This window comes from Enterobacter cloacae complex sp. ECL72 (genome assembly GCF_019056635.1).
Classification (GTDB): Bacteria; Pseudomonadota; Gammaproteobacteria; order Enterobacterales; family Enterobacteriaceae; genus Enterobacter; species Enterobacter hormaechei_C.
Genome location: NZ_CP077659.1, coordinates 1,094,923 through 1,120,218, shown reverse-complemented (window position 1 = coordinate 1,120,218; position 25,296 = coordinate 1,094,923). Strand labels below are relative to the sequence as shown.

At 55.4% G+C, this 25,296-nt stretch carries 19 protein-coding genes; 2 read left to right on the top strand and 17 right to left on the bottom strand.

The genetic code is table 11. The annotated features are described in order from the left end of the window. Positions 1 to 84: 84 nt before the first annotated feature. Genes mukB through cmoM form a run of 4 tightly spaced genes read right to left on the bottom strand, consistent with a single transcriptional unit; the run spans position 85 to position 7,323 of the window. On the bottom strand, positions 85 to 4,533 hold the full coding sequence (mukB, locus tag KTH07_RS05215) for a chromosome partition protein MukB (protein ID WP_032619973.1): 4,449 nt from the start codon (positions 4,531 to 4,533) through the stop codon (positions 85 to 87). Beyond that, positions 4,533 to 5,237, bottom strand: a complete 705-nt coding sequence (mukE, locus tag KTH07_RS05210; protein WP_017384823.1) for a chromosome partition protein MukE — start codon at positions 5,235 to 5,237, stop codon at positions 4,533 to 4,535. Before mukE ends, mukB begins: the two co-directional genes overlap by 1 nt. After that, positions 5,218 to 6,540, bottom strand: a complete 1,323-nt coding sequence (gene mukF, locus KTH07_RS05205) for a chromosome partition protein MukF (protein ID WP_015570962.1) — start codon at positions 6,538 to 6,540, stop codon at positions 5,218 to 5,220. The genes mukE and mukF overlap by 20 nt, the downstream gene beginning before the upstream one ends. 3 nt (positions 6,541 to 6,543) lie before the next feature. Next, entirely contained in the window at positions 6,544 to 7,323 is a 780-nt protein-coding gene (gene cmoM, locus KTH07_RS05200; RefSeq protein WP_003858212.1) for a tRNA uridine 5-oxyacetic acid(34) methyltransferase CmoM, read from the bottom strand. A 120-nt stretch (positions 7,324 to 7,443) separates the two neighbouring features. Here cmoM and elyC point away from each other — a divergent pair, with 120 nt between their 5' ends. Beyond that, positions 7,444 to 8,223, top strand: coding sequence for an envelope biogenesis factor ElyC (gene elyC / locus KTH07_RS05195; RefSeq protein ID WP_017693694.1), 780 nt, complete (start codon positions 7,444 to 7,446; stop codon positions 8,221 to 8,223). Here elyC and KTH07_RS05190 read toward each other — a convergent pair. The 13 genes from KTH07_RS05190 to KTH07_RS05130 form a co-directional block, all read right to left on the bottom strand. Then, a complete protein-coding gene (locus KTH07_RS05190) occupies positions 8,200 to 9,093 on the bottom strand; it encodes a YcbJ family phosphotransferase (RefSeq protein WP_023303395.1) in 894 nt (297 codons plus the stop codon). The genes elyC and KTH07_RS05190 overlap by 24 nt on opposite strands. Positions 9,094 to 9,235: 142 nt before the next feature. Then, positions 9,236 to 9,982 (bottom strand): 3-deoxy-manno-octulosonate cytidylyltransferase, encoded by a 747-nt coding sequence (gene kdsB / locus KTH07_RS05185; RefSeq protein WP_023303394.1) that lies wholly within the window; start codon positions 9,980 to 9,982, stop codon positions 9,236 to 9,238. Further along, a complete protein-coding gene (gene ycaR / locus KTH07_RS05180; protein WP_003858220.1) occupies positions 9,979 to 10,161 on the bottom strand; it encodes a protein YcaR in 183 nt (60 codons plus the stop codon). Before ycaR ends, kdsB begins: the two co-directional genes overlap by 4 nt. A 45-nt stretch (positions 10,162 to 10,206) precedes the next feature. Then, positions 10,207 to 11,436, bottom strand: coding sequence for a winged helix-turn-helix domain-containing protein (locus KTH07_RS05175; protein ID WP_017384825.1), 1,230 nt, complete (start codon positions 11,434 to 11,436; stop codon positions 10,207 to 10,209). Between the two features lie 43 nt (positions 11,437 to 11,479). Further along, the gene (lpxK, locus tag KTH07_RS05170; RefSeq protein WP_023303393.1) at positions 11,480 to 12,457 is read right to left on the bottom strand and encodes a tetraacyldisaccharide 4'-kinase; all 978 of its coding nucleotides are present in this window, start codon (positions 12,455 to 12,457) and stop codon (positions 11,480 to 11,482) included. Next, positions 12,454 to 14,202: a lipid A ABC transporter ATP-binding protein/permease MsbA gene (gene msbA, locus KTH07_RS05165; RefSeq protein ID WP_003858227.1), complete on the bottom strand. Its 1,749-nt coding sequence runs from the start codon at positions 14,200 to 14,202 to the stop codon at positions 12,454 to 12,456. Before msbA ends, lpxK begins: the two co-directional genes overlap by 4 nt. Positions 14,203 to 14,238: 36 nt before the next feature. Further along, the gene (locus tag KTH07_RS05160; RefSeq protein WP_023303392.1) at positions 14,239 to 16,503 is read right to left on the bottom strand and encodes a ComEC family protein; all 2,265 of its coding nucleotides are present in this window, start codon (positions 16,501 to 16,503) and stop codon (positions 14,239 to 14,241) included. A 212-nt stretch (positions 16,504 to 16,715) separates the two neighbouring features. After that, complete coding sequence (gene ihfB / locus KTH07_RS05155) at positions 16,716 to 17,003, bottom strand: integration host factor subunit beta (protein WP_003858233.1); 288 nt, start codon at positions 17,001 to 17,003, stop codon at positions 16,716 to 16,718. 170 nt (positions 17,004 to 17,173) lie between these two features. Then, positions 17,174 to 18,847 (bottom strand): 30S ribosomal protein S1, encoded by a 1,674-nt coding sequence (rpsA, locus tag KTH07_RS05150; RefSeq protein WP_003858235.1) that lies wholly within the window; start codon positions 18,845 to 18,847, stop codon positions 17,174 to 17,176. Positions 18,848 to 18,958: 111 nt separating this feature from the next. Further along, complete coding sequence (gene cmk, locus KTH07_RS05145) at positions 18,959 to 19,642, bottom strand: (d)CMP kinase (protein WP_015570968.1); 684 nt, start codon at positions 19,640 to 19,642, stop codon at positions 18,959 to 18,961. A gap of 185 nt (positions 19,643 to 19,827) precedes the next feature. Then, a complete protein-coding gene (aroA, locus tag KTH07_RS05140) occupies positions 19,828 to 21,111 on the bottom strand; it encodes a 3-phosphoshikimate 1-carboxyvinyltransferase (RefSeq protein ID WP_032103946.1) in 1,284 nt (427 codons plus the stop codon). Between the two features lie 68 nt (positions 21,112 to 21,179). Next, a complete protein-coding gene (gene serC, locus KTH07_RS05135) occupies positions 21,180 to 22,268 on the bottom strand; it encodes a 3-phosphoserine/phosphohydroxythreonine transaminase (protein ID WP_017384829.1) in 1,089 nt (362 codons plus the stop codon). A 162-nt stretch (positions 22,269 to 22,430) separates the two neighbouring features. Then, positions 22,431 to 23,123: a DUF421 domain-containing protein gene (locus tag KTH07_RS05130; RefSeq protein ID WP_023303389.1), complete on the bottom strand. Its 693-nt coding sequence runs from the start codon at positions 23,121 to 23,123 to the stop codon at positions 22,431 to 22,433. A 127-nt stretch (positions 23,124 to 23,250) separates the two neighbouring features. Here KTH07_RS05130 and ycaO point away from each other — a divergent pair, with 127 nt between their 5' ends. Then, a complete protein-coding gene (ycaO, locus tag KTH07_RS05125; RefSeq protein ID WP_023303388.1) occupies positions 23,251 to 25,011 on the top strand; it encodes a 30S ribosomal protein S12 methylthiotransferase accessory factor YcaO in 1,761 nt (586 codons plus the stop codon). Positions 25,012 to 25,296 lie beyond the last annotated feature (285 nt).

Here is a 25,296-nt window from a genome sequence, read left to right as displayed (position 1 = left end):
AGTTTAAAGATAACGCAGCCCTGAACACAAGTTAAGTGAATAAAAAAAGCGGCGCATGAGCGCCGCTATTTGTCGCACCCCGGGTTAAGAGGCGTCAGCCGTGCCCGGTAATGACTCCGGTGGCTGCGGGGCGAAACCACGCAGGCCCACGACGTGTACGTGTTCACTGTTCTGGAACACCTTACGCACCAGCTTATAGGTTGTCCCTTTTTCCGGACTGATGTTTTCCGGCGCCGCGATGATGAGCTGCATATCGAGTCGCTCGCAAAGCTCAAACAGCGTGGCGATGGAGCGGGCGTCGAGACGCGCGGCTTCATCGAGGAACAGCAGACGGCATGGCGAGATGTCTTTGCCGCGCAGACGACGCGCTTCATCTTCCCAGCTCTGCACCACCATCACCAGAATCGACATACCGGTACCGATGGCTTCACCGGTAGAGAGCGCACCGGATTCCGCGCGCAGCCAGCCGTCTGAGCCACGGTTAACCTCAACTTCCATTTCCAGATAGTTGCGGTAGTCCAGCAGCTCCTCGCCGATGGTTTGCGGCGTACGCTGGCCCATGTCAATCTGCGGATTCAGACGCTGATATAGCTTCGCCAGCGCTTCGGAGAAGGTCAGGCGGTTACTGTTGAACAGATCCTGATGCTGTTCGTGCTGTTCAGACAACACGTCCAGCAGCGTGGAGTGCGCCTCACGCACGTTCACGTTCAGCCGCACGCTGTTGACCTGGCCAAACGACACGCTTTGCAGGCCCTGGTTCAGCTGACGGATACGGTTCTGCTCGCGCTGAATGGTTTTACGAATAATATTCGCCACGCTGCGGGAGCTGATTGCCAGCTTCTGCTCGCGGGAGGTCAGCTCCTCCGTCAAACGGCCCAGCTCGATCTCCATCTGTTCGATCGCTTCCACCGGATCGTCGGTACGGATGATGTCCTGACGAATACGCTCGCGTAAGTGCTGATAAACCGCCACGAAGAACTGAATTTTGCGCTCAGGACGCTTCGGATCTTCGGACATACGCAGCACGTCGCGCAGGTGTTCGTTATCCGCCACCGCCAGACGCAGCGCGCCCAGCGCCTTATCCGACATAGAGCGCAGTTCATCGGCTGACAGGTACGCCAGCTCGCGACGATGCAGACGACGTTCCACGTTGTTATCTTTCACCATGCGCATCACCGCGCACCACCCCGCCTTCGCGGTCACAACCTGTTCACGCATCTCGTGATAGTCACGCTCCAGCTTGCGCAGGCGTCGCGTCAGGTTGTCCATCTCTGCTTCACAGAAGGTCAGCGCTTTTTCCAGCTGATTACGACGCGCGCGGTTGTTACTGAGCTGAGCATGCAGCTCATCGCGGCGAATACGCGCCCGCTCTTCTGCACCGCTGTCGGCGCGCACGCCGATGTCCTGCAACTCTTTATGCAGATCGTTTAACAGCTCTTTCTTGGTGTCGAAGGAGCTTTTCAGCGAGGCCATGACCTGGCTGTACTGGCTCAGCTGTGCGGCGTGAGTACGCATCGCTTCACGGGCGCGCGTACGCTCTGCTTCGGCCTGCTCAAGACGCTCGCGCAGCTTTTCATTAAGATCACTGTTCCCGCTCAGCATTTCTGCTGAATCGGAGTAGCCGAAGTGTGCGCGACGTTGCACCACTTCCGTCAGGGCAAACGCCTGCTGACGCGCTTCGCGCTGCACCTGCTGTGACCAGGCGTAATCTTCTTTTAACTGCTCAAACTGTTCCGGGTCGCTCTGGAGAACGGAAACCATCGGCTCCAGTTTTGCCAGCTGATTGCCGTGCTGCTGCACAAAGCGCGCCGCTTCCTGCGCTTCGTCCAGACGTTCCTGAATTTCGTCTACGCGGTCGGCGAGCGTATCGTCCGCCAGCAGGTTCAGGCGCGGCAGGATGCGGTTAAGGGCCGCAACGCCCTCTTTCGCCTGCTCGAACTGCACGCGGCTTTGCTGGTTGTCATTTTCATGACTGGCAAGCGCACGCTCCAGCTCACCACGGCGGGTGTTGAGCTTGCGGATTTCAGCTTCCGGATCGGGCTCAAAGGCAACGCCCAGGTGGCTGCCGATAAAGCGGCTGAACGCCTGATGCAGACGCTGCGTTTTTTGAACATCAAACGACAGGGTTGCAAAACGTTCAGAAAGCGTTTCGCGCTCAGCGTGCAGGCTTTCAATACGGTTTTCACGCGCGGCGCGGCCAAACAGCGGCAGTTCCGGGAAGCGCGAATAGCGCCACTGGCGATCGGCGATTTTCACCACCACCGCTTTTTCCAGCTCGTCGACGCTGAATACGCTGTCATCAAACGACTGCGGATCCCCTTCGATGAGGTAGAGATCTTCCGGGCAGTCTTCCAGCCCTGCAAGCTGGTCCGAAATCAGCGACAGATCCGGCACCACAATCGCGTTACGGGATGGACCGTACAGCGCGGAGAAGTACGGCGCATCGTCCAGGCCGACATCGTCGTAAATTTCAGACAGCAGCACGCCGCCGAAACGCTCGGCTAAGGCATTCAGGCGCGGATCTTCTGAGCCGCCAGGCTGGCTTAAACGCTCAATCTCTTCATCGACGTCACGCTTGCGCGCACCCACTTCGTCACGCTCAACAATCGCTTCACGCTCGCGCTCCAGCAGCTGTTGCATGTATTCGGTGACGTCCTGGCTGGAGGAAAACTCCTGGCCACACTGTTCGCTGAGCTGGTTCAGGCTGCTTTGTGCAGCCAGCCAGATCGGCGCACGCTGTAAGAGCGTCTTCGAACGCGACTGAAGCTGTTCCAGCTCCTGACGCAGCGTCATGCGCTGTTCGCTGGCGTTCGATACGGTATCCGACAGGGCCGCAATACGCGCTTCCAGCTCCTGGTGCAGGGCCTCAAGCTCGTCGAAATCGTAATTTTTACCCTGACGCTTGCAGAATTCCGCCAGCAGACGCTCGGCTTCCTGCTGTTCACGCAGACGCTGTTCCAGCTCGTTCAGGCGCATGCGCAGCGGCTGCACCTGTTCGGCCAGATGGCGTTGATTGACGCCGTCGCGCAGCAGCTCACGGGCAACGTCCCACGCTTCGTTACGCGCCAGCGGACCGTTGATCGCCACCACCAGCTGGTACGCCTGCTCAAACTGGCTATGCGCCGTTTGCGCCACGCTCATTTTCTGATCAAGAGAAAGCAGTTTCTCAGTGGCTTCCTGCTCTTTGGCCTGGAAGGTATCCAGCCATTCGTCAGCGCTTTCCGGGGTCAGGTCCGGCAGATGGCACAGCTCTTTGGCACGCTGCAACGCCTGCAACGCCTGGTTGTACTGAATCGCACGCGTCTGCTGCACATCCAGCGCCTGCTGGTAATCAGCAAGCTGGCTTTTCAGCTCATCCACTTCCAGCTCGGCGGCTTCCGCGCGGGCTTCGTTCTCTTCCTGCAATTCGGCAGCTTCGGCCACCACTTCATTTTGCTCTTCAAGACGAATTTGCAGCTCATCCAGATCGGCTTCATAGCGCTCGATTTTTTCCTGCTGACGCAGCGCGGTCTGCACCAGGTTCAGGTGATCGCTGGCCGCCTGGTAATCGGCTTCCAGATCCCCTTCCGCACCGTTGTGCTCGCCCAGTTCGCGCGCCATTTCGACATGCTTATACTGCTCAGCCACCAGCTGTTTGCGGGAGGTAAACAGCTCGCGGCGATACTCCAGCGCCTGGTCGAGATGAATACGGCGCTCGTTGGCGTGGCGCATATAGTCCGCCGCCACGTAGTTGGTGGCTTCGCTGATCAGGTGCTTAAACAGGTCGCGGTCAGACTGTGTGACGCGAATCGCTTCCAGCGTCATGCGGTTTTCACGCAGCGCGGCTTCCATATCCTGGAAGGCCTTACGCACGCCGCTGTTTTCCGGCAGCAGGTAGTCGCGCAGGGAGCGAGTAATGGCGCTGGAGATACCGCCGTACAGGGAGGCTTCAATCAGACGGTAGTATTTACTACGATCTGACGCGCTGCGCAGACGACGGGCTACCACACCGAGATCGAACATCAGAGAGTGGTAGTCGGTAATGGAGTTAAACTGCTTAAACTGCACGCCTTCGATAGCTTCCAGCTTGTCTTTCAGCTCCTGGAGCGTGAGGACGCGCGCCTGACGTTCATTCAGGGTTTCCGTCAGCAGCGCGGTCGGCTGTACGGAGGTTGGTAGTCCCTGGATCGCAAACGGTTTGATATCTACTTTACGGTCGCGGCCAGCAACCTGTTGCAGACGCACGCCTACAACCACGCGCTGATGGCGGGAGTTGATGACGTCCAGCACTGAATAACAGACGCCCGCTTTCAGCTTACCGTGCAGACCTTTATCACGAGAGCCGCTCGTGGCGCCCGCTTCAGTGGTGTTACGGAAGTGCAGCAGGGTCAGGTCAGGGATCAGCGCCGTCACGAAGGCCGCCATGGTGGTGGATTTACCCGCCCCGTTACCGCCGGAGAGCGTTGTCACCAGCTCATCCAGATCGAATGTTCGGGCAAAGAAGCCGTTCCAGTTGATCAGCGTTAGTGAGCGAAATTTACCGCGTTCAATCATTACTCTTCCTCCCCGCTATCCGGCTGATTCTCTTCGTGCTCGTCATTGAGCTGCAAATGGTTTTCCACCGGCATCGCTTCACCGTCACGGATCATGCGCAGCTGCGCTTCACGCGCATCGTCACCCGCACGCACATCGGCGCCAAAACGGAAGACCGATTCGGTAATACGGAACTTGCTGCTGTCGTGACCCATGAACCAGACCATTCCCAGACGGCGCAGACGGTTCAGGGAAGAGCGAACTTTTTCCTGTAATTTCTGACGGTCCAGATCGGACCCCGTTGAGCGGTTATTCACCAGCTTGAGCAGCTTGCTTTCATCCGCCAGCGACAGCAGCTCATCGTAAAGCTCCTGCTGGGTGAAGATCCCTTCATTCGCCAGACGTTCCGGGCTGAGATAGAGGTAGCAGAGAATTTTGCCGACCATCATATCCAGTTCGGAAAGCACCGAGCGCGGAATAAGCGTGGTAGAGCGCGGACGCAGGTAGAAAAAACCTTCCGGCGCGCGGATCAGCTCAACGTTATAGCGAGCGTAAAACTCTTCCAGGTACTCCTGAAAGTCCATCAAAAAGGCGTGATTATCCAGCTCGTCAAGGCCAATGTGACGACCGGCACGCAGCTGGCTATCCAGCGCCGGAAACAACGGATTCGCCAGCGCCTGTGCCAGCTTAACTGGCATCACGTGTTCAATATTTGTCAATGACATGCGCCTGTACCTTGGCTCCGTAATCGTTAATCGGCTGCCACTTCGGCGGCAGTCCGGTGAAATCGGCTTGTGCGATGCCCAGGCGCACCGCCTGGTCTACAACAATGCGGGCAACATCGAAGTGGCGCGCGCGCGGATACTGCGCCAGATAGTCGCGTACCACGAGGCCAAGATCCAGCGGTGCTTGTCTGGTTTTGTAGACAGCGAGCTGTTCTTCGATCATCGCCGCAAGCTGCTCGCGAATTTCGTTAAATTCTTCGTATTCCAGATCCGGCGGCAGTTCACCGGTGACCTCTTCATCACGCAGCGCCATCTCTTCGTCGCGCATATCCAGCAGACGATCGGCGTTGGCGTAGGTCAGCGCCCACGGCGCATCGAAGTAGGTCTGTACCGACTGGCGCAGACGCTGAGCAAAGACGCGATTCTTATCCATATCGATGGCGGTACGGATAAATTTATGCACGTGGCGGTCGTAACCGATCCACAGGTCGATTGACTGCTGGCCCCAGCTGATAATGCGGTCAAGCTTGCTCTGCAAATCAAACACCAGACGGTCGATAAAATGCAGATCGTCGTGCGCCATTGTCGCGTCCTGGATGCGCAGCAGATTGGCCTGTAGCTTATCCCCCGCCGCCTCCAGCGTATCCTGCAACTCACGCAGCGTACCGGACGTTTCTGACAGCAAGAGTTCACAGCTGGAGATGGCCGCACGCCAGTCTTTATTAAGCAGTTGAGCGATATCGTCTTTCACCTGCTGCTGCTGTTCGTCCATCAGACGTTGAGTCAGATCGATACTGTCGAAAATCTCGGCAACCGAATATTTCAGCGGCGCGTAAACGTTGCGATGCCAGTGGAATTCATCACCGTTTTCATCAGCCGCGTCGGCGGCACGCTTCAGCTCGCCTGCAACAATAGAGAGCTGCATGGAGAGACGCAGCGTGGAAAATTCGCGCTGGCGGATGTAATAGTCGGTAATGCCAATGCCCAGTGGCGTAAGACGATAGATGGCGTTTCCTTCCGCCTGCTCGCTGGTAAAGCGGTTCAGCAGACGTTGACGCACCATATCATTGATTGCGTTGTTGGCACGCACGCTAATGGTTTCGCTGGTTTGCTCAAACGCATCACTGACGTGGCGGAACGCATCCACCAGTTCGCCTTCACTCATTTCGCCATCCAGGCGTTCGCCGTTTAGCGTCGCAACCGCCAGCAGGAATGAGAGTCTGTCTACCGGCAGCGAGATGGAGAAATCGTTTTTCCTGGCCCAGGCAACCAGTTCGGGGACTGTCTGGGAAAATTCACTCATAGATTATCCTTGCATCTGCGGCTTGCGCGCGGTGACGTGTATATAGCGGCCAAGGCTCAGATAAGGCTCCTGGCGGCAGTACCGCGTCTCTATTTCTGTTAAGGCGTCTAAACAGTCATCCTGTTTTTGTTTATCACGCAGATAATCATGAAACACCCTCACGCCGGTTTTGCCGGTAATTTCCCAACCGATCTCCTCCAGCCAGCCATAGACCTGCTGCGGTTCACGGGGGAAATCCGGTGAAAGCGTGCGTCGTTTCTTTTTATACATGCCCTGCTGTACATAGCCAAAATTGCCGACCAGCACGTTTCGCATTAGCAGGCCGTTGGCATTGTAAAACATCAGCGATAACGCACCGCCCGGGCGCAACATCGACCACAGCGTTTTTAACATCGCTTGTGGTTCGGCGATCCATTCGAGCACAGCATGAAACAATATCAGATCAACCTGCGTTTCCAAATGCTGCGGAATGTCCTGAGCGGCGCAATGTATAAAATGCATGTTGTCGCTCACACCTTTCTCTTCTGCCGCTCGCCCTGCGCGCGCAACCATCTCGGCAGAAAGATCGCAAAGCGTGACGTGATGTCCCCGCTGCGCCATCAGAATTGCAGTCTGACCTTCCCCACCGCCGGCATCCAGCACGCGCAACGGTCGGTCACCGAATTCAGCCAGCAGCTTGTCCAGATCCTGCCAGAGGATCGTCTGACGAAGCTGACCTTTGGTGGTGCCATAAATGTTGCGCGAAAACTTTTCCGCGATGTCATCAAAATTGCGATCCCGCATTGGGAGGGTTCCACTCACTGCAAAACCGCTATTTTGTCACACCCGCGCGGAGAATGAACCACTCTGGTGTAATATCACCGACAATCGCCTGCTGTATGGTTAAAAAAGGAACCAAAAAGGATGCTTTTTACCCTAAAAAAATATATCGGAGGCATGATGCTTCCCCTTCCCCTGCTGTTGCTTCTCATCGCGCTGGGGCTGGCATTGATATGGTTTAGCCGCTTTCAGAAAAGCGGTAAATCCCTCGTTACCGTGGGCTGGCTGGCGCTGCTGTTACTCAGCCTGCAACCGGTCGCTGACGGTTTATTACGTCCGATTGAAAACACCTACCCGACATGGCAGGGAAATCAGAAGGTGGACTATATCGTCGTGCTGGGCGGCGGGTATACCTGGGATCCGAACTGGGCGCCCAGCTCGAACCTGATCAACAACAGCCTGCCGCGCCTGAACGAGGGGATCCGCCTGTGGCTGGCCAATCCTGGATCGAAGATGATCTTCACGGGCGCTGCGGCAAAAACCAACCCGGTCAGTACCGCTGAAGCAGGAGCAAGAGTGGCTGAATCGCTTGGCGTACCACGTTCCGCCATCATCACGCTGGATAGCCCAAAAGATACCGAAGAAGAGGCGGCGGCGGTGAAACAGGCCATCGGTGATGTACCGTTCCTGCTGGTGACCTCTGCTTCACACCTGCCGCGCGCAATGATTTTCTTTGAGAAGCAGGGCCTGCATCCGCTTCCTGCTCCGGCAAACCAGATGGCTATTGACGCCCCGCTCAATCCGTGGGAACGGATAATCCCGTCCCCGGTATGGCTGATGCACAGCGATCGCGTCGGCTACGAGACGCTTGGCCGCCTCTGGCAGTGGCTCAAAGGTTCGTCAGGCAAGCCAGGGCAGGAGTGATTTTGCGGCCAGATCGAAACTGGCGCGATTAAAGCGCCCGGTGTTGACCAGCTGCGCCACCTTATCCCAGAGAAGATAGAGCCAGCGTCGCCAGAGAAAGGCCTCCGCAACAGGGGCGCGCTGAAGATAGTGCCAGAGCAAATCTTCCGCCGCCCCGCCCTCGCTCAGCCTGAACAGTTCGTACTCGCGCGGCGCCCAGAGCATGATCCCCGGCCCGACCATCGCCAGCAGCTGGTCGCTGCGCGAGTCTTTAAGCATACTGCGCAGCGTGAAATTGCCGTGAACCAGCACGCAGTTGTCGTTAAAGCCCTCAAACAGCGTCGGCAGACACTCCCGGGTGCGGAATAAAATACGTTTGTCCTGCATCGTTAAACCGGTGTTGTTGAACTGGTTCAGCGTGCCCCACAGCACTTCAACACGCTGGCGATACCACAGCGGCCACAGGTTTTCCTGCGTGCTGTCCACCGCGCCAACAAGACCCCGGCTGTCCTGCCGATGCCAGGCAAGCAGAGCCTCGACAATCTGATCTTTCAGCTGTTCCCAGCGCTCCGGTGTACGCGTCGGGGCTTCAACAGAAACCCCGCGTAAACGCTCGATAAGCAGAACATCCGGGCCGGGATGCTCCTCATGGGTCATCACGCCGTAGACCGTCGGCATGCGGACAGTCCCTTCCCGCGCCAGCATCGACATTTTCCAGGCCAGCTGTCTGGCGACGCCCGGCGAGGTAAAACTTCTGGCCATCAGCGGCATGGGGTTTCCCTGACTGTCGTACAACGACCAGAGTGCGGTGTCGGCCTTTTCATTCACGCATTCCACCCGGCTTAGCTTTTCGCCAAGGAGATGGCTGAGTTCAGCACGCAGCTGTTCCATATGAGATTACCCCCATTAAGACTACTGCTTTTATAATGAGCGCGCGAAACCCGGATGTCACCCGGTAGAGATCAATAATGAAAAAGAAAAGGAAAATAGCCTGGCGGGAGAGCATCCCCCCAGACGAGGGGATGCCAGCGAATTAACGCATTTCGACGCGTACGCGCTCGAGATCTTCAGGGGTATCCACGCCGGTGCCTGGGATTTCCTGGGCAACCGCAACGTGAATTTTCTCGCCGTACCACAGCACGCGAAGCTGTTCGAGCATTTCAATATGCTCCAGCGGGCTTGGTGCCCAGGCGACGTAGCGACGAATAAAGCCGGCGCGGTAGCCGTAAATACCGATGTGGCGCAGGAAGGTTTCGCCGATTGTCTCTTTCGATTGCGCGAAACGATCGCGATCCCACGGAATGGTGGCGCGGGAGAAATAGAGCGCGTAGCCCTCTGCGTCCATGACCACTTTCACCGCATTCGGATTGAACGCCTCTTCAGCGTGGTGAATCGGCACCGCGAGGGTCGCCATCCCGACCTGACGCTGTGCCAGGTTGTCGGCCACCTGACGGATAATCGCCGCCGGGATCATCGGCTCATCGCCCTGCACGTTCACAATCACCGTCTCGTCGCTGAAACCGCATTTTTCGACGACTTCCGCAAGGCGCTCGGTGCCTGACTGATGATCGGCACGGGTCATGCACACTTCCCCACCCGCGGCCTCAACCGCGCGCGCAACATCCGGGTGATCGGTGGCGACGATGACGCGTCCGGCGCCCGATTCGTGTGCCCGTTCAAGGACATGCACAATCATCGGTTTGCCATTGATATCCACCAGCGGTTTACCTGGCAGGCGCGTTGAAGCATAACGCGCAGGGATAATGACAACAAAACTCATGGTTTGATCTCTTCTGCCACCAGGGAACGGGCTTCATTTTCCAGCAGGACCGGAATACCGTCACGCAGCGGGAACGCCAGGCTGTCCAGTTTGCAAATCAGCTCTTGTTTATCCTGGCTGTAATACAGTTTGCCGTTGCACACCGGGCAGGCAATAATTTCAAGTAAACGGTGATCCATAGTTCCTCCGTATGGGTAATCGCTAAAGCTTATCACATTCCCTTTTCAGGGAGTGCCTGTTTCCCAGCCGCCTCGACAGGTCGTAAACAGCCCCGCAGGCACGCGACCGAGTACAATTTCATGCGCTCCCTGCCAGCGGGCAAATTCACTGAGCGCAGTCGTTAACCCCTTCTCCAGGCCAGCCGTCACCTTTATGCCCTCTTCCAGCCAGAGCGCGATAATTTCAAGCATGCCGGTTTTACGGTGCATTTTAGCGTCCATGCGCCCGACTAGCTGGCCTTTGTGCAGCAGCGGCAAAACAAAATAACCATATTGCCGCCTGGGCGCCGGGGTGTAGCATTCCAGACGGTAGCTGAAATTAAACAACTGCCCGGCCCGCTTTCTGTCCCAGACAACGGGGTCGAACGGCGACAGCACGGCACTGTGGGTCGCCTGGAGTTTGCCCTCCTGCGCCTGCGCCAGCAGAGGGAACAAATCCGCATGCAACCACATTTCACCTAACGACTCTACCGAGACCGGCATGACGCGCTGTTCGCGCTGCCACGATTCCAGCAGTGGTTTTAGCTGCGGCTGACGCAGACGATAATAATCCGCCAGCCACTGTGGGCGGAAGATGCCAAGGCTGCGGGCGCTGTTCCCGAGCATGATGGCTTCGGCTGCGTCCTGAGACAGCAGGTCACGCGTATCGTCCCAGTGAGGCATAACACGGTGCGTGAGGTCATAGACGCGCTGAAAGTTGCGACGCTCGACCACCATCACTTTGCCCGACGTAAACAGCCCTTCAAGATGACGTTTGTGCGGTTTCCACTCCCACCATCCGCTTGCGCCTTTTCGCGGGTGTTCAAAATCCGCGGAGCGTACCGGCCCGTTTTCCTGAATATGGGCAATCAGTTGCTCTATTTCATCCGCGTGTTCCACCATCCACTCCTGACGGTATTTCCAGCCCATTTTGTCCGGGGCGAGCATGCGGTGACGCACCAGTGCAAAATCGCTGCGCGGGAGAAAACAGGCTTCGTGCGCCCAGTATTCCATCAGTTCGCCCTGACTTAGCGCATTATCCAGCCACTGCGGAGGATAGTTTCCCAGGCGGCTAAACAGGACAAGATACGGGCTACGCGCCACGATGTTAATGGTGTCGATTTGCAGCAACGACATGCGTTGCACGGTAGAGAGGATATCCGCTGGCTGCGCGCGGCGACGGGGCTTTTTCAGAAGCCCCTGGGCGGCAAGATGCAAGTTTCGTGCGGCTGCAAGTGAGAGTTGCGATAGAGACATGCGTTTTCCTGTCAGTCAAAGCGCCACCGGAACCGCGTAGAAGTTACTGCACTAACGCGAGCAGTTCCTTGAGCAAATGTTCCGGCTGTTCGCCGCTGAGTTCAGCGTCAACCGGCAGATACCACCAGTTTTCTTTCGCAAAGGCCCGGCATTTTACCGCGTCTTTTTCCGTCATGATCAGCGTCTGTCCCGGCGCTGCCAGCCTTTCAACCTCTTCGGCAACTAACGCCTGGTGATCGGCCAGCGGTACTCGTTTTTCCAGCCGCGCGCCGCACTGCTCCAGCGTTGCGAAGAAACGCGGCGGATGACCTATACCGGCCATCGCAACCAGATGTTCCAGTTGCGCGACGTCTTTACGCTCGCCGGTCAACATATTCACGGCCTGTCCGGGACGAAGATGCATCGGGATTTCGCCCGCTCTGGCTTCACCACCGTTTACAATCACAGCATCGACGCTCTTCAGGCGCGACGCACGCTCACGCATTGGACCGGCTGGCAGCCACCAGCCGTTGCCAAAACGCCGCACGCCGTCAATGACCACGATCTCTTTGTCACGCGCCAGCGCGTAATGCTGCAAACCATCATCGGTAATAACGATTTGTACGTCATGCTCCGCAAGCAGTGCCTTCACGGCATCACTGCGCACCGGCGATACCGCAACCGGCGCGCCGGTACGCTGGTAAATCAGTACCGGCTCATCACCGGCTTCAGCGGTTGTCGTAGCTGGGCTCAGCACCAGTGGATACTGCGCCGCTTTACCACCGTAACCGCGTGAGACAACTCCCGGGCGGATACCGCGTTTATGGAGCTGTTCTACCAGCCAGATCACCACCGGGGTTTTGCCGTTTCCACCCGCCGTCAGGTTGCCGACCACCACCACCGGTACCGGTGCGCGCCAGGCGCGCTTGATCCCGAGGCGGTAAAGCAGACGAATAGCACCGCTCACCAGGCCATACAGCCAGGAGAGCGGGAGAAGCAGCACCCACAGAGGGGATTCCCCCGACCAGATGCGTGCAATCATTGACCGAACTGCATTTTATGAAGCTGCGCGTAAACACCACGCTGTTCCAGCAGGTCCGCATGGCTGCCGCGTTCAACGATCACGCCATCTTCCACCACCACGATTTCGTCAGCCTGTTCGATGGTCGACAGACGGTGCGCAATAACCAGCGAGGTACGGTTTTTCTGTAATTCATCCAGAGCAGACTGGATAGCGCGTTCAGATTCCGTATCCAGTGCGGACGTTGCTTCATCGAGGATCAGAATCGGGCTGTTGCGCAGCAGCGCACGGGCAATCGCGATACGCTGACGCTGACCACCTGAGAGCAGCACCCCGTTTTCGCCAATGATCGTATCCAGACCGTTATCCATTTTGTTAATGAAGTCCATCGCATAGGCCATACGCGCCGCATTCTCAATCTCTTCACGGCTGTACTCTTCGGTACGGGCATACGCAATGTTGTTCGCCACCGTATCGTTGAACAGATGCACGTTCTGCGAGACCAGCGCGACCTGGTTACGCAGCGACTGGAGGGTATATTCCCGCAGGTCGTGACCATCAAGCAGGATCTCGCCCTGGTCGATATCGTAGAAACGGGTAATCAGGCTGGCAATGGTCGACTTGCCCGAACCGGAACGACCGACCAGCGCAACGGTTTTACCCGCCGGGATGGACAGGCTGATATCACGCAGCGCCGGCACTTCACGGCCTGGATAGGTAAAGGTGACGTTACGGAATTCCAGGTCGCCTTTAGCGCGCTCGATCACGCGTGTACCTTCATCTTTTTCCTGTTCGGAATCGAGGATGCTGAACAGCGTCTGACAGGCTGCCATCCCGCGCTGGAACTGGGCGTTGACGTTAGTCAGCGATTTCAGCGGACGCATCAGCGCAATCATGGATGAGAACACCACGGTAATGGTACCCGCAGTCAGGGTTTCCATGACGCTCGGGAAACTGGCGGCATACAGGACGAAGGCCAGGGCCAGAGAGGCAATCAGCTGAATGATCGGATCGGAAATCGACGAGGCCGATACCATTTTCATTCCTTGCAGGCGCATTCTGTTGCTGACCTTGTCAAAGCGTTTGGTTTCGACTTCCTGACCGCCGAAAATCAACACTTCCTTATGGCCTTTCAGCATCTGCTCGGCGCTGGTCGTCACCTGCCCCATCGTATTCTGCATATTTTTACTGATGTTGCGAAAACGCTTTGATACCACGCGGATCGCGATGGAGACAATCGGCGCCAGCACAATAAGGATCAGCGACAGTTGCCAGCTGTAATAGAACATCATCGCGAACAGGCCGATGATGGATGCGCCTTCACGCACAACGGTAATCAGTGCGCTGGAAGAGGACGACGCCACCTGCTCTGAATCGTATGTAATACGCGACAGCAGGGTGCCGGTTGACTGTTTGTCAAAGAATGAGACCGGCATCCCCATCATATGGCTGAACAGCCGGCGGCGCATGGTCATCACCACTTTACCGGATACCCAGGAGATGCAGTAGCTGGATACATAGCTGGAGATTCCGCGTAAGATCATCAGCCCAATAACCACCAGCGGCATCCATAGCAGCACTGAACGATCCGTTTTACCGAAACCGTCATCCAGTAACGGTTTGAGAAGCGATAACATAAACGTATCGCTGGCTGCGTTGAGGATTAACGCTACGCCCGCCACGATCAAGCCTGCTTTGAAAGGAGCAATCATCGGCCAGAGCCGGCGGAACGTTTGCCACGTGGAGAGATCTTTGTCGTTATGCATTCAAAAAACCAGCATTTGTTGAAATAGCCGCATATTCTACCCGTTATCTACGGGCGCGCCAAACCACTGATGATACCAACGCGGTAAATAGTGTTCGCGTAAGCGACGAATTTGCCGACTATGGTGCGAAAAGGTCACAGATATCTGCCCGGAATGCGGGGTATCAAGCCAGAGATATCCCTCCGTTCGATAGCGCCGGACCACTTTAATAGAAGGGAAACGCCACGCGTTATAGCGAGCCATCGAGGCCAGCGAAACCTGCCCCTCTACGCGCTGTAGCAACGGTGTTGAAGATGACGTGTTACTTCCATGATGCGGCACCTGAATCAGTGTAGACGCAAGCTGACGCCAGCGGTGGCTCAGCATTGCCAGTTCTGCCTGCGCTTCAATGTCTCCGGTCAGTAAAACGCTCTGTTCGCCGTCATCGATTTTTACCACGCAGGAGCGGTTGTTACCTTTCGCCGAGGTGTTTTCGGGTGGCCAGTGCACGGAGAACGTTAAACCCTGCCACTGCCATCGCTGTCCTCGAAAGCACGGAAGATGTCCGGACCAGGATAAGGGGCTCCTGATCCACATTGCGGGCCAGGCAGCTTTTAGCGATGCCAGTCCCCCCGCGTGGTCGAGATGTTCATGGCTCAGGATCGCCCCTTCCGGTTTCAGATGATGCCAGCGTAGCCAGGGGATAATCAGCTGCTGCGCACTGTCCCCACCGGGCCATGCCAGCCCGGTGTCATACAGAATGGCCTTCCCGTGACGCTCAATGACCATCGCCAGCCCCTGCCCTACATCCAGCATATGCAGGGACCAGCTGTCTGTTTTAACCCTGTGCCAGAGGGGAAAGGCCAGCACCACGCTGCCTGCCAGACAGACTGCGGGTGCTGCGCTGAAGGCCCTGAATCGCCAGCCAATGACCAGCAGCCACGGCAGTAACGTCAGGTATTGCCAGCGTTCATCAACGTCCTGCCAGCCATTCGGTAAACGCATCAATAGCCAGAAAAGCCCTGCCAGAGATTTATCAGTAGCCAGCCAGACAATACTTTCCAGCGCAGCGACCGGAAACAGATGCAGAAACATGCCGAGCAGGATCAGCGGAACTGAGATAAACGTGACCAGAGGAACGGCAAACAGGTTCGCCACCAGCGAGGAGAGGCTGAAACCATGGAAAATCAGGACCTGAAGCGGCAACAGAAGCAGCAGCATTCCAACCTGCAAATACACTAGCGTCGCCAGCGGCCGCAGGCACCGGCCACGTTGCCAGTGCGGGAGAGGCAACCACTGATACCAAAAAATAAGCGCGGCGACCGCAAACGCTGACAACGCCAGGCTTTGTGACAGTACCGCCAGTGGATCGAAAATCAGGATCGCCGCCACGCAGGTAAGCCATACCTGCCAGGGCGACCACTGGCGACCACTCATTTTTAATGCAGCCAGTACCACAAGCGCGATAACCGTGCGCAGCGCGGGCGGCTGCAAGCCCGTTAGCCATGCGTAAAACGCGGCAAAAATCAGCCCTGCCAGCAAGGGGATTTGCCAGATAATCCAGCGGCCCGGCAGGAAGAACTGGATGCCCCGCGCCAGAAACCAGATGACAGAAGCGGCCAGCGCAATATGTAATCCCGAGATTGCCATCAGATGCATCGTTCCGGTATCACGCATCAGGTTTTTTATCTCCCGCGAGACCGATAGCCGCTCCCCCATCCCCAGCCCCAGGATCACGGGTCCCCACTGATATGCTGAAAGAGTATTCTGTAGTGATGTCAGGTATTGCGCACGCAGACTACAGCCTTCCTCAACGAGCGCCGCATGGGTAAACCGTCCACTCAGCGTCTGGTGTCGGGCAAAGGCATTTTTCTGTGAATCATAGCCGCCATCGTTGAGTTCTCCGTGTACCGCCCTGAGCCGCAGGGTCATTGCCCAGCGTTGACCCACGCAGACGTTTTGCGGCAAATAGTTGCCATACAGCGCCACGCCCATGGCAGCCCACACGCGTTCTCCATTGAGGCTGACAATCCTTCCCTGATGCATCGTTGCGCCGTCCGTTGCGGTAATGACCACCTCGGCCTGCTGCGGTGCTTGCGTTAAATAGTTCATCGGCCACACGCTTTCCTGAGCTGCCAGGATCCCCCAGCACATAAAAAGCAATGCGAGGCCTGAAAACCTGAGCCATTTTCTCTGCTGTACGGATAACGCAATTCCTGCGGCAATCAGCAACCAGACAATATGCAAATCTGGCAAAACGGGTAACCAATAGAGCGGGATTATGGCCAGAATGGCGCACATACTGATAACGTGGATCCCCATCTTCACCTCCATGTTTCAGGCGATTATGCGGCGGGACTGATGCGTCGTCAGACAGGAAAGACGTGATTTACAGCAGGCGCTGCAACGTTTTTAAGCGCTTACAGCAAAGAGAAAATTAAAATGCGGCGCGTATTCAGAAATGCAGGGGCGGGATACAAAAAAAGCACCCTAAGGTGCTTTCTTTAAACTCAGTTTAACCCTGATGATTAAACTCAGTTACCGTAAATATTGGCGCGATCGCGCAGTTCTTTACCCGGCTTAAAGTGCGGAACATACTTTCCTTCCAGCTCCACTTTATCGCCAGTCTTCGGGTTACGCCCGGTACGTGGTGCACGATAGTGCAGAGAAAAACTACCGAAACCGCGGATTTCAATGCGCTCGCCCTGGGCAAGAGTGGTAGCCATATGCTCCAGCATCTCTTTAACGGCATCTTCCACAGCCTTGGCAGGGATATGCGGTTGCTGACTGGCAAGTCTTTCAATCAATTCTGACTTGGTCATGATTCCTCCGGTTCCTTTCAAACCCATTAGCTGAACAGCTTATTAAACAAGGGCGGCCGTAGCCGCCCTTTGTTATTGATTACAGGACGAATCCTGCAATCTGTCAAGTCTGCTCTCCATCCTTCGCGCTGTAAATGCGTTACAGCTCAAATGATGGTGCGAACCTGAACTTACTCGCCTTTAGCTGCTTTGAAAGCTTCAGCCATTGCGTTGTTAGAGAAGTTTGCATCTTCCTGTTTGTTCACAGTTGCGATTGCATCTTTCTCATCAGCTTCGTCTTTAGCACGAACAGACAGGCTGATTGCACGGTTCTTACGGTCAACACCGGTGAACTTAGCTTCAACGTCGTCACCAACGCTCAGAACCAGAGTTGCATCTTCAACGCGGTCACGTGAAGCTTCGGAAGCGCGCAGGTAACCTTCAACGCCGTCAGCCAGTTCTACGGTTGCGCCTTTAGCGTCAACAGCAGTCACTTTACCGTTTACGATTGCGCCTTTCTTGTTCAGTGCAACCCAGTTGTTGAACGGATCTTCTGCGAGCTGTTTAACGCCCAGGGAGATACGCTCACGCTCTGCGTCAACTTGCAGAACAACTGCTGCGATTTCGTCGCCTTTTTTGTATTCACGAACTGCTTCTTCGCCTGCAACGTTCCAGGAGATGTCAGACAGGTGAACCAGGCCATCGATGCCGCCGTCCAGGCCGATGAAGATACCGAAGTCAGTGATAGACTTGATTTTACCTTCAACACGGTCGCCCTTGTTGTGGGTTTCCGCGAACTGCTGCCATGGGTTGTTTTTGCACTGCTTCAGGCCCAGGGAGATACGACGACGTTCTTCGTCGATATCCAGAACCATCACTTCCACTACATCACCAACGTTAACAACTTTGGATGGGTGGATGTTTTTGTTGGTCCAGTCCATTTCGGAAACGTGCACCAGACCTTCAACGCCTTCTTCGATTTCAACGAAGCAGCCGTAGTCAGTCAGGTTGGTAACGCGACCAGTCAGTTTAGTACCTTCTGGGTAACGCTTAGCGATAGCTACCCATGGATCTTCGCCCAGCTGTTTCAGGCCGAGGGATACACGAGTACGCTCGCGGTCGAACTTCAGCACTTTAACAGTGATTTCGTCGCCCACGTTCACGATTTCGCTTGGGTGCTTAACGCGTTTCCACGCCATGTCGGTGATGTGCAGCAGGCCATCAACGCCGCCCAGGTCAACGAATGCGCCGTAGTCAGTGAGGTTCTTAACGATACCTTTGACTTCCATGCCTTCCTGCAGGTTTTCCAGCAGCTGATCGCGTTCTGCGCTGTTTTCGGATTCGATAACGGCACGACGGGAAACAACAACGTTGTTACGCTTCTGGTCCAGCTTGATTACTTTGAACTCAAGCTCTTTGCCTTCGAGGTGCAGGGTGTCACGGACTGGACGAACGTCTACCAGAGAACCTGGCAGGAACGCACGAATACCATTCAGCTCAACAGTGAAGCCACCTTTAACTTTGCCGTTGATAACACCGACCACAGTTTCAGCTTCTTCGTAAGCTTTTTCCAGCGTGATCCATGCTTCGTGACGTTTAGCTTTCTCACGAGACAGCAGGGTTTCGCCGAAGCCGTCTTCTACTGCGTCCAGAGCAACGTCAACTTCGTCACCAACCTGGATTTCCAGCTCGCCCTGGGCGTTTTTGAACTGCTCAGCCGGGATGGCAGACTCAGATTTCAGACCGGCGTCAACCAGTACAACGTCTTTGTCGATAGCAACAACAACGCCACGAACGATGGAACCCGGACGGGTTTCGATTTCTTTTAAGGATTCTTCAAACAGTTGAGCAAAAGATTCAGTCATGTTTAATCTTCAGGTTAATATTAACGTCCACCTGGCTCCGTGCCGGATGGGGTTGTTTCACATACCCGCCGTCAATCCATTGCAGCGGGGGTACTGCTAAATCGGTCGCGATTACGCGAGTGCCAGTTTTTGGCGCGCATATTGTAGCGCTTTTTCAATCACTTGCTCAATAGTTAAACTGGTTGAATCCAGCACTAATGCGTCTTGCGCGGGAACAAGTGGTGCGACGGCGCGGTTACGATCGCGGTCATCGCGCTCTTTTATCTCGGATAAAAGGCGATCAAAGTTAACACTAAACCCCTTTTCCTGCAACTGAAGCATGCGGCGTTGAGCACGTTCTTCTGAAGAGGCGTCAAGGAAAATTTTCACTGGCGCATCGGGGAATACCACGGTTCCCATGTCGCGGCCGTCGGCGATCAGCCCCGGCGCTTCACGGAAACCGCGCTGGCGACGTAACAGCGCTTCACGAACGCGTGGGAAAGCCGCCACCTGAGAGGCCGCATTGGCCACTTCTTGCGTACGGATTTCACCGCTGACGTCTTCCCCTTCCAGGATCACTTCAAGGTTGCCATCGGTCGAGACAAAGCGCACATCCAGATGCGCAGCCAGCGGTACCAGCGCTTCTTCAGACGCAACATCCACATGATGATGCAGCGCAGCCAGCGCCAGCACGCGATAGATTGCTCCCGAATCTAAAAGATGCCATTGCAATGCTTCCGCCATCGCTTTGCACAGAGTACCTTTCCCTGCGCCACTTGGCCCATCAATGGTGATTACCGGGGCAATTGCCGTCATCTTTTTCTCCTTAATTAAGGCATACCGTTTACATGAACGCCGCGCATTATACGCGCCAACGTGCGCAACTGTTACCTTTGCGTGCAAATTACGGAATGATTGAAGCAGAGTGTAGAAGAAATGAAAGAGGATGAGTGTCAGAAAGCGTAAGGAAATGCCGCATCAGGTGATGCGGCATACGATCATCAGGCCAGGGTGCTAATGCGCGCCAGCTGTTCGAAGTAGTCCGGGAACGTTTTTGCCGTACACTTCGGATCAAGGATAGTGACTGGCGTATCTGACAACGCCACCAGCGAGAAACACATCGCCATGCGGTGATCGTTGTAGGTGCCAATTTCTGCAAATTGCAGTTTTGCCGGCGGCGTGACGCGAATGTAGTCTTCGCCCTCTTCTACCTCGGCCCCCACTTTACGCAGCTCGGTTGCCATCGCGAACAGGCGGTCCGTCTCTTTCACACGCCAGTTGTAAATGTTTCGCAGCGTGGTGGTGCCTTTCGCAAACAGCGCAGCGGTGGCAATGGTCATCGCCGCATCCGGAATATGGTTCATATCCATATCGATGGCGTTCAGCTCACCGTGGGTACAGGAGATGAAGTCATCGCCCCAGGTCACCACCGCGCCCATTTTTTCCAGCACGTCAGCAAAACGGATATCGCCCTGCACGCTGTTGCGGCCAATGCCCGTCACTTTAACCGTACCGCCTTTAATCGCGCCTGCGGCAAGGAAATAGGAGGCGGATGAAGCATCGCCTTCAACCAGGTAGTGGCCCGGCGACTGGTACTGCTGCCCACCGCGAACCACGAAACGCTGATAAGACTGGTTTTCCACCTCAACACCAAAGGTGTTCATCAGGTGCAGGGTGATATCAATGTACGGCTTAGAAACCAGGTCGCCTTTAATGCTGATGACGGTGTCCTGTGGTGCCAGCGGTGCGGTCATCAGCAGCGCGGTCAGGAACTGGCTGGAAACGCTACCGTCAACCTCAACATTGCCGCCAGTGAATCCCCCGCGCAGACGCAGGGGCGGGTAATTTTCCTGCTCAAGATAATCAATCTGCGCGCCGCCCTGACGCAGGGCATCCACCAGATGGCCGATCGGACGCTCTTTCATTCGCGGCTCACCGGTCAGCACAATATCGTTACTCCCCAGACACAGCGCTGCGGCCAGAGGACGCATCGCTGTACCGGCGTTACCCAGGAAAAGCTCCAGCGCTTCAGCAGAATGTAACGCGCCGCCGTTACCGGTGACTTCACAACGGGTACGATCGTCAGACAGCGCGTACTGAACGCCCAACGCTTTCAGTGCATTGAGCATATGGCGCACGTCATCGCTGTCCAGCAGATTAGTGAGGACGGTGGTGCCGTTTGCCAGAGCTGCCAGCAGCAGAGCGCGGTTCGAGACACTTTTTGAACCAGGCAGATTAATGGTGCCATCTACCCGCGCGATAGGTTGTAACGTCAGGGATTCCATGAAACTCAACTCTCAACTCAACATAATAAAAACCCCGCAGGAACGCTGCGGGGGTGAAAAACAGCCAATTAACCGTGACGACGTTCGAAGTCGATCATGAAATCAGTCAGGGCTTTAACGCCCTCCAGCGGCATGGCGTTATAGATAGAGGCGCGCATTCCGCCTACCACACGGTGGCCTTTCAGCGCATGCAGACCCGCCGCGAAGGACTCTTCCAGGAACACGTTATCCAGGTTGCTGTCCGCCAGCTGGAACGGCACGTTCATGCGCGAACGGTTAGTTTTGGCGACATCGTTACGGTAGAAATCGCTCTTGTCGATCACGCCGTACAGCAGTTCAGCCTTTTGCTGATTGATCTTATCCATCTGCGCCACACCGCCTTTTTGCTTCAGCCATTTGAAGACCAGGCCGGAGAGATACCAGGCAAACGTTGGTGGGGTGTTGAACATGGAATCGTTGTCGTTCAGGACGGTGTAATCCAGAATTGACGGGCAAGACTTATGGGCTTTCCCCAGCAGGTCTTCACGCACAATAACGATAGTCAGACCCGCAGGACCGATGTTTTTCTGGGCACCCGCGTAGATGACGCCGTAGCGGCTGACATCCAGCGGGGTGGACAGAATGGTTGAAGAGAGATCCGCCGTCACAATGACATTTTCGCCAAAGTCTGGCTCTTCGTGAATGGCAATACCGTCGATGGTTTCGTTCGGGCAGTAGTGAAGATACGCGGCGTTGTCAGAAAGCTGCCACTCACTCATCGGCTTCACGGCGCGCAGACCGTCAACGGTCACTTTGGCATCGATGACATTCGGCGTGCAATATTTGTGCGCTTCTTTTACCGCACTGGCCGCCCAGTAGCCGGCATCAACGTAATCAGCGGTGGTTTTGTCGCCCAGTAGATTGAGCGGGATACCCGCAAACTGGCCGCGTCCACCGCCGTGACAGAACAATACTTTGTAGTTCGAGGGAATGTTCAGCAGATCGCGAAAATCCTTTTCTGCTTCTTCCGCCACCTGAATAAACGCTTTACCCCGGTGGCTGACTTCCATCACCGACGTACCCAGACCGTTCCAGTCACACAGCTCCTGTTGAGCCTGTTTGAGCACGTCTGCCGGTAACATTGCCGGACCTGAACTGAAATTAAAGACTTGAGCCATTTCCCCTCACCACGCTAAAAGCCATAAGTTATAACTGTGGATATCGGTTTTATCATTCAGTGACACGCGCCGCAATGTCTAAAACTGATGGCCGAAGAAATGTGCCCCTCGTCACACAATACAATCTGCCGTACCGTTGTCACAAAACCGACAAAATCGCTGTCAGGTGATGCGTTTAGCCCGGCTAACCTTCGTCCATTCTGGATTCGTACAGCGGGGGCATAATTGATGTTCGCCCGCCTGCATAACCACGACATGACTACATTTTATGCAGGCGTACTCGCCCGCTTCAGGTACAGTTTTGTATCGCTCGATGAGCATATCCGGCAGGATGCACAGGCCGGGCTTCACCTCATCGTCGGAATAGTAATAGACGCTGATTTGACCATTCGTTTCCATAATCGCCAGACGCACCTGCCCCAGTTGCTCAACGCTGCTCAAACGGAGTTCCATAAAGAACTCAAACTCCGTCATATTGGCGCTTTGCACATTCTCCCAGGCCAGTTGACCATCTTCGACAATCACCACCGGCTTCCCTTCGAGCAGATCTTCCAGTTTCTCACTTTTCGACATCAGCCACATGACCAGCCGGTACAGCAGTGCAAGCGTCACGAAGACGATAAAGACCGGCACCATCGGCACATCGTCATAAAAGGCAACGTCCCCTGCCGCCGACCCCAGCGTCAGGATGATCAGCACTTCAAACAGCGACATCTGCCGCACGCCGCGACGTCCGGTGATTTTCAGAAACAGGAAAACGAGTACAAAGGTGTACAGGCTGCGCAGCGCTACTTCGCCTAAAAACTCAGGAGGGACTTTATCAAACGCCATCCGCTGGAGATCGAAAGCTTTCATTTTTCTATGCCTTAACAGTAGGTTACTGCTTATAAGCATAGTCCAGCCATTTATTTTCGCCGGAGATAGCACCCGTCACGCAAAACCCGTATCATTGCGCGCTTTACGTACGATAAAAGTGAACGCCATGACTCAAACGTTTATCCCCGGCAAAGACGCCGCTCTGGAAGATTCCATCGCTCGCTTCCAGCAGAAACTGACCGACCTGGGCTTTAATATCGAAGAAGCCTCCTGGCTGAATCCGGTGCCTCACGTCTGGTCCGTGCATATTCGCGACAAAGACTGTGCGCTGTGCTTTACCAACGGTAAAGGCGCGACCAAAAAAGCGGCGCTGGCCTCTGCACTGGGTGAGTATTTTGAGCGTCTGTCCACCAACTACTTCTTCGCCGACTTCTGGCTGGGCGAAACTATTGCCAACGGTCCGTTCGTTCACTATCCGAACGAAAAATGGTTCCCGCTGACCGAAAACGATGAACTGCCGGAAGGCATTCTCGATGCCCGCCTGCGCGCGTTCTACGATCCGGAAAACGAACTGACCGGCAGCATGTTGATCGACCTGCAATCCGGCAATGAGGATCGTGGGATCTGCGCCCTGCCGTTCACCCGTCAGTCTGACGAGCAGACCGTTTATATCCCGATGAACATCGTCGGCAACCTGTATGTGTCTAACGGCATGTCTGCCGGTAATACCCGCAACGAAGCGCGCGTGCAGGGATTGTCTGAAGTTTTCGAGCGTCATATCAAAAACCGCATTATTGCTGAATCCATCAGCCTGCCGGAGATCCCGGCTGACGTGCTGGCGCGCTACCCGGGCGTGGTGGAATCCATCGCCAAACTGGAAGCAGAAGGTTTCCCAATCTTTGCTTATGACGGCTCTCTGGGCGGCAAATATCCGGTTATCTGCGTGGTACTGTTCAACCCGGCAAATGGCACCTGCTTCGCCTCCTTCGGCGCGCACCCGGACTTCGGCGTGGCGCTGGAGCGTACCGTAACCGAACTGCTGCAAGGTCGTAGCCTGAAAGATCTCGATGTCTTTACTCCGCCAACCTTTGATGACGAAGAAGTCGCCGAGCACACCAACCTCGAAACACACTTCATCGACTCCAGCGGTTTGATCTCCTGGGATATGTTCAAACAGGACGCGGACTATCCGTTCGTGGACTGGAGCTTTGCCGGTACGACGGAAGAAGAATTCGCCACCCTGATGGCGATCTTCAACGCGGAAGATCAGGAAGTTTACATTGCCGACTATGAACACCTCGGTGTTTACGCGTGCCGTATTATTGTGCCAGGTATGTCGGACATTTATCCGGCAGAAGATCTGTGGCTGGCGAACAACAGCATGGGCGCGCATCTGCGTGAAACCCTGCTGGCCCTGCCAGGCAGCGAGTGGGATAAAGAAGATTATCTGAACCTGATCGCCCAGCTGGACGAAGAAGGACACGATGATTTCACCCGCGTGCGCGAACTGCTGGGTCTGGCGACCGGAAAAGATAACGGCTGGTACACCCTGCGCATCGGCGAGCTGAAAGCGATGCTGGCGCTGGCGGGCGGCGATCTGGATCAGGCTTTGGCCTGGACCGAGTGGACGATGGAGTTTAACCAGTCCGTCTTCTCCGCCGAGCGCACAAACTATTACCGTTGCCTGCAAACGCTGCTCCTGCTTTCTCAGGAAGACGACCGCGAGCCATTGCAGTATCTGAACGCATTTGTACGTATGTACGGTGCGGATGCCGTTGAAGCTGCCAGCGCGGCGCTGAGCGGTGAAGAACCATTCTACGGCCTGCAAGCGGTTGACAGCGATCTGAAAGCCTTCCCGGCGCATCAGTCACTGCTGAATGCGTATGAAAAATTGCAGAAGGCAAAAGCCGCTTACTGGTCAAAATAAGCGCATATAACATTAATGGCTGTAGGCGTATTCAATCGCCTGAGCTATATTACGGGGCAATTTCATTGCCCCTTTTTTTTATTTTTCCGCAATGACGTTTAATTGTAATAATTAAGTTAACCACGGGTAAATATAAAAACGCTTACCTGAGCTTTACTGTTACTAATTATAATAAATACTCCATTTTAATTAACTGTTCCACGGGAGGCTGAAGGAAAAAATTCAACTCTTTTCATAACTTTTAAAATTTATTTTTACACGGATAATCAAATACTTACTCCGCTT

Excerpts from the sequence above, each read along its gene's own strand:
- aroA (WP_032103946.1), bottom strand. The coding sequence starts at position 21,111 with ATGGAATCCCTGACGTTACAACCTATCGCGCGGGTAGATGGCACCATT.
- KTH07_RS05190 (WP_023303395.1), bottom strand. The coding sequence starts at position 9,093 with ATGGAACAGCTGCGTGCTGAACTCAGCCATCTCCTTGGCGAAAAGCTA.
- cmk (WP_015570968.1), bottom strand. The coding sequence starts at position 19,642 with ATGACGGCAATTGCCCCGGTAATCACCATTGATGGGCCAAGTGGCGCA.
- ihfB (WP_003858233.1), bottom strand. The coding sequence starts at position 17,003 with ATGACCAAGTCAGAATTGATTGAAAGACTTGCCAGTCAGCAACCGCAT.
- KTH07_RS05160 (WP_023303392.1), bottom strand. The coding sequence starts at position 16,503 with ATGGGGATCCACGTTATCAGTATGTGCGCCATTCTGGCCATAATCCCG.
- kdsB (WP_023303394.1), bottom strand. The coding sequence starts at position 9,982 with ATGAGTTTTGTTGTCATTATCCCTGCGCGTTATGCTTCAACGCGCCTG.
- mukE (WP_017384823.1), bottom strand. The coding sequence starts at position 5,237 with ATGTCATTGACAAATATTGAACACGTGATGCCAGTTAAGCTGGCACAG.
- msbA (WP_003858227.1), bottom strand. The coding sequence starts at position 14,202 with ATGCATAACGACAAAGATCTCTCCACGTGGCAAACGTTCCGCCGGCTC.
- elyC (WP_017693694.1), top strand. The coding sequence starts at position 7,444 with ATGCTTTTTACCCTAAAAAAATATATCGGAGGCATGATGCTTCCCCTT.
- KTH07_RS05130 (WP_023303389.1), bottom strand. The coding sequence starts at position 23,123 with ATGAAAGCTTTCGATCTCCAGCGGATGGCGTTTGATAAAGTCCCTCCT.
- serC (WP_017384829.1), bottom strand. The coding sequence starts at position 22,268 with ATGGCTCAAGTCTTTAATTTCAGTTCAGGTCCGGCAATGTTACCGGCA.
- lpxK (WP_023303393.1), bottom strand. The coding sequence starts at position 12,457 with ATGATTGCACGCATCTGGTCGGGGGAATCCCCTCTGTGGGTGCTGCTT.
- mukB (WP_032619973.1), bottom strand. The coding sequence starts at position 4,533 with ATGATTGAACGCGGTAAATTTCGCTCACTAACGCTGATCAACTGGAAC.
- mukF (WP_015570962.1), bottom strand. The coding sequence starts at position 6,540 with ATGAGTGAATTTTCCCAGACAGTCCCCGAACTGGTTGCCTGGGCCAGG.
- rpsA (WP_003858235.1), bottom strand. The coding sequence starts at position 18,847 with ATGACTGAATCTTTTGCTCAACTGTTTGAAGAATCCTTAAAAGAAATC.
- ycaR (WP_003858220.1), bottom strand. The coding sequence starts at position 10,161 with ATGGATCACCGTTTACTTGAAATTATTGCCTGCCCGGTGTGCAACGGC.
- KTH07_RS05175 (WP_017384825.1), bottom strand. The coding sequence starts at position 11,436 with ATGTCTCTATCGCAACTCTCACTTGCAGCCGCACGAAACTTGCATCTT.
- cmoM (WP_003858212.1), bottom strand. The coding sequence starts at position 7,323 with ATGCGGGATCGCAATTTTGATGACATCGCGGAAAAGTTTTCGCGCAAC.
- ycaO (WP_023303388.1), top strand. The coding sequence starts at position 23,251 with ATGACTCAAACGTTTATCCCCGGCAAAGACGCCGCTCTGGAAGATTCC.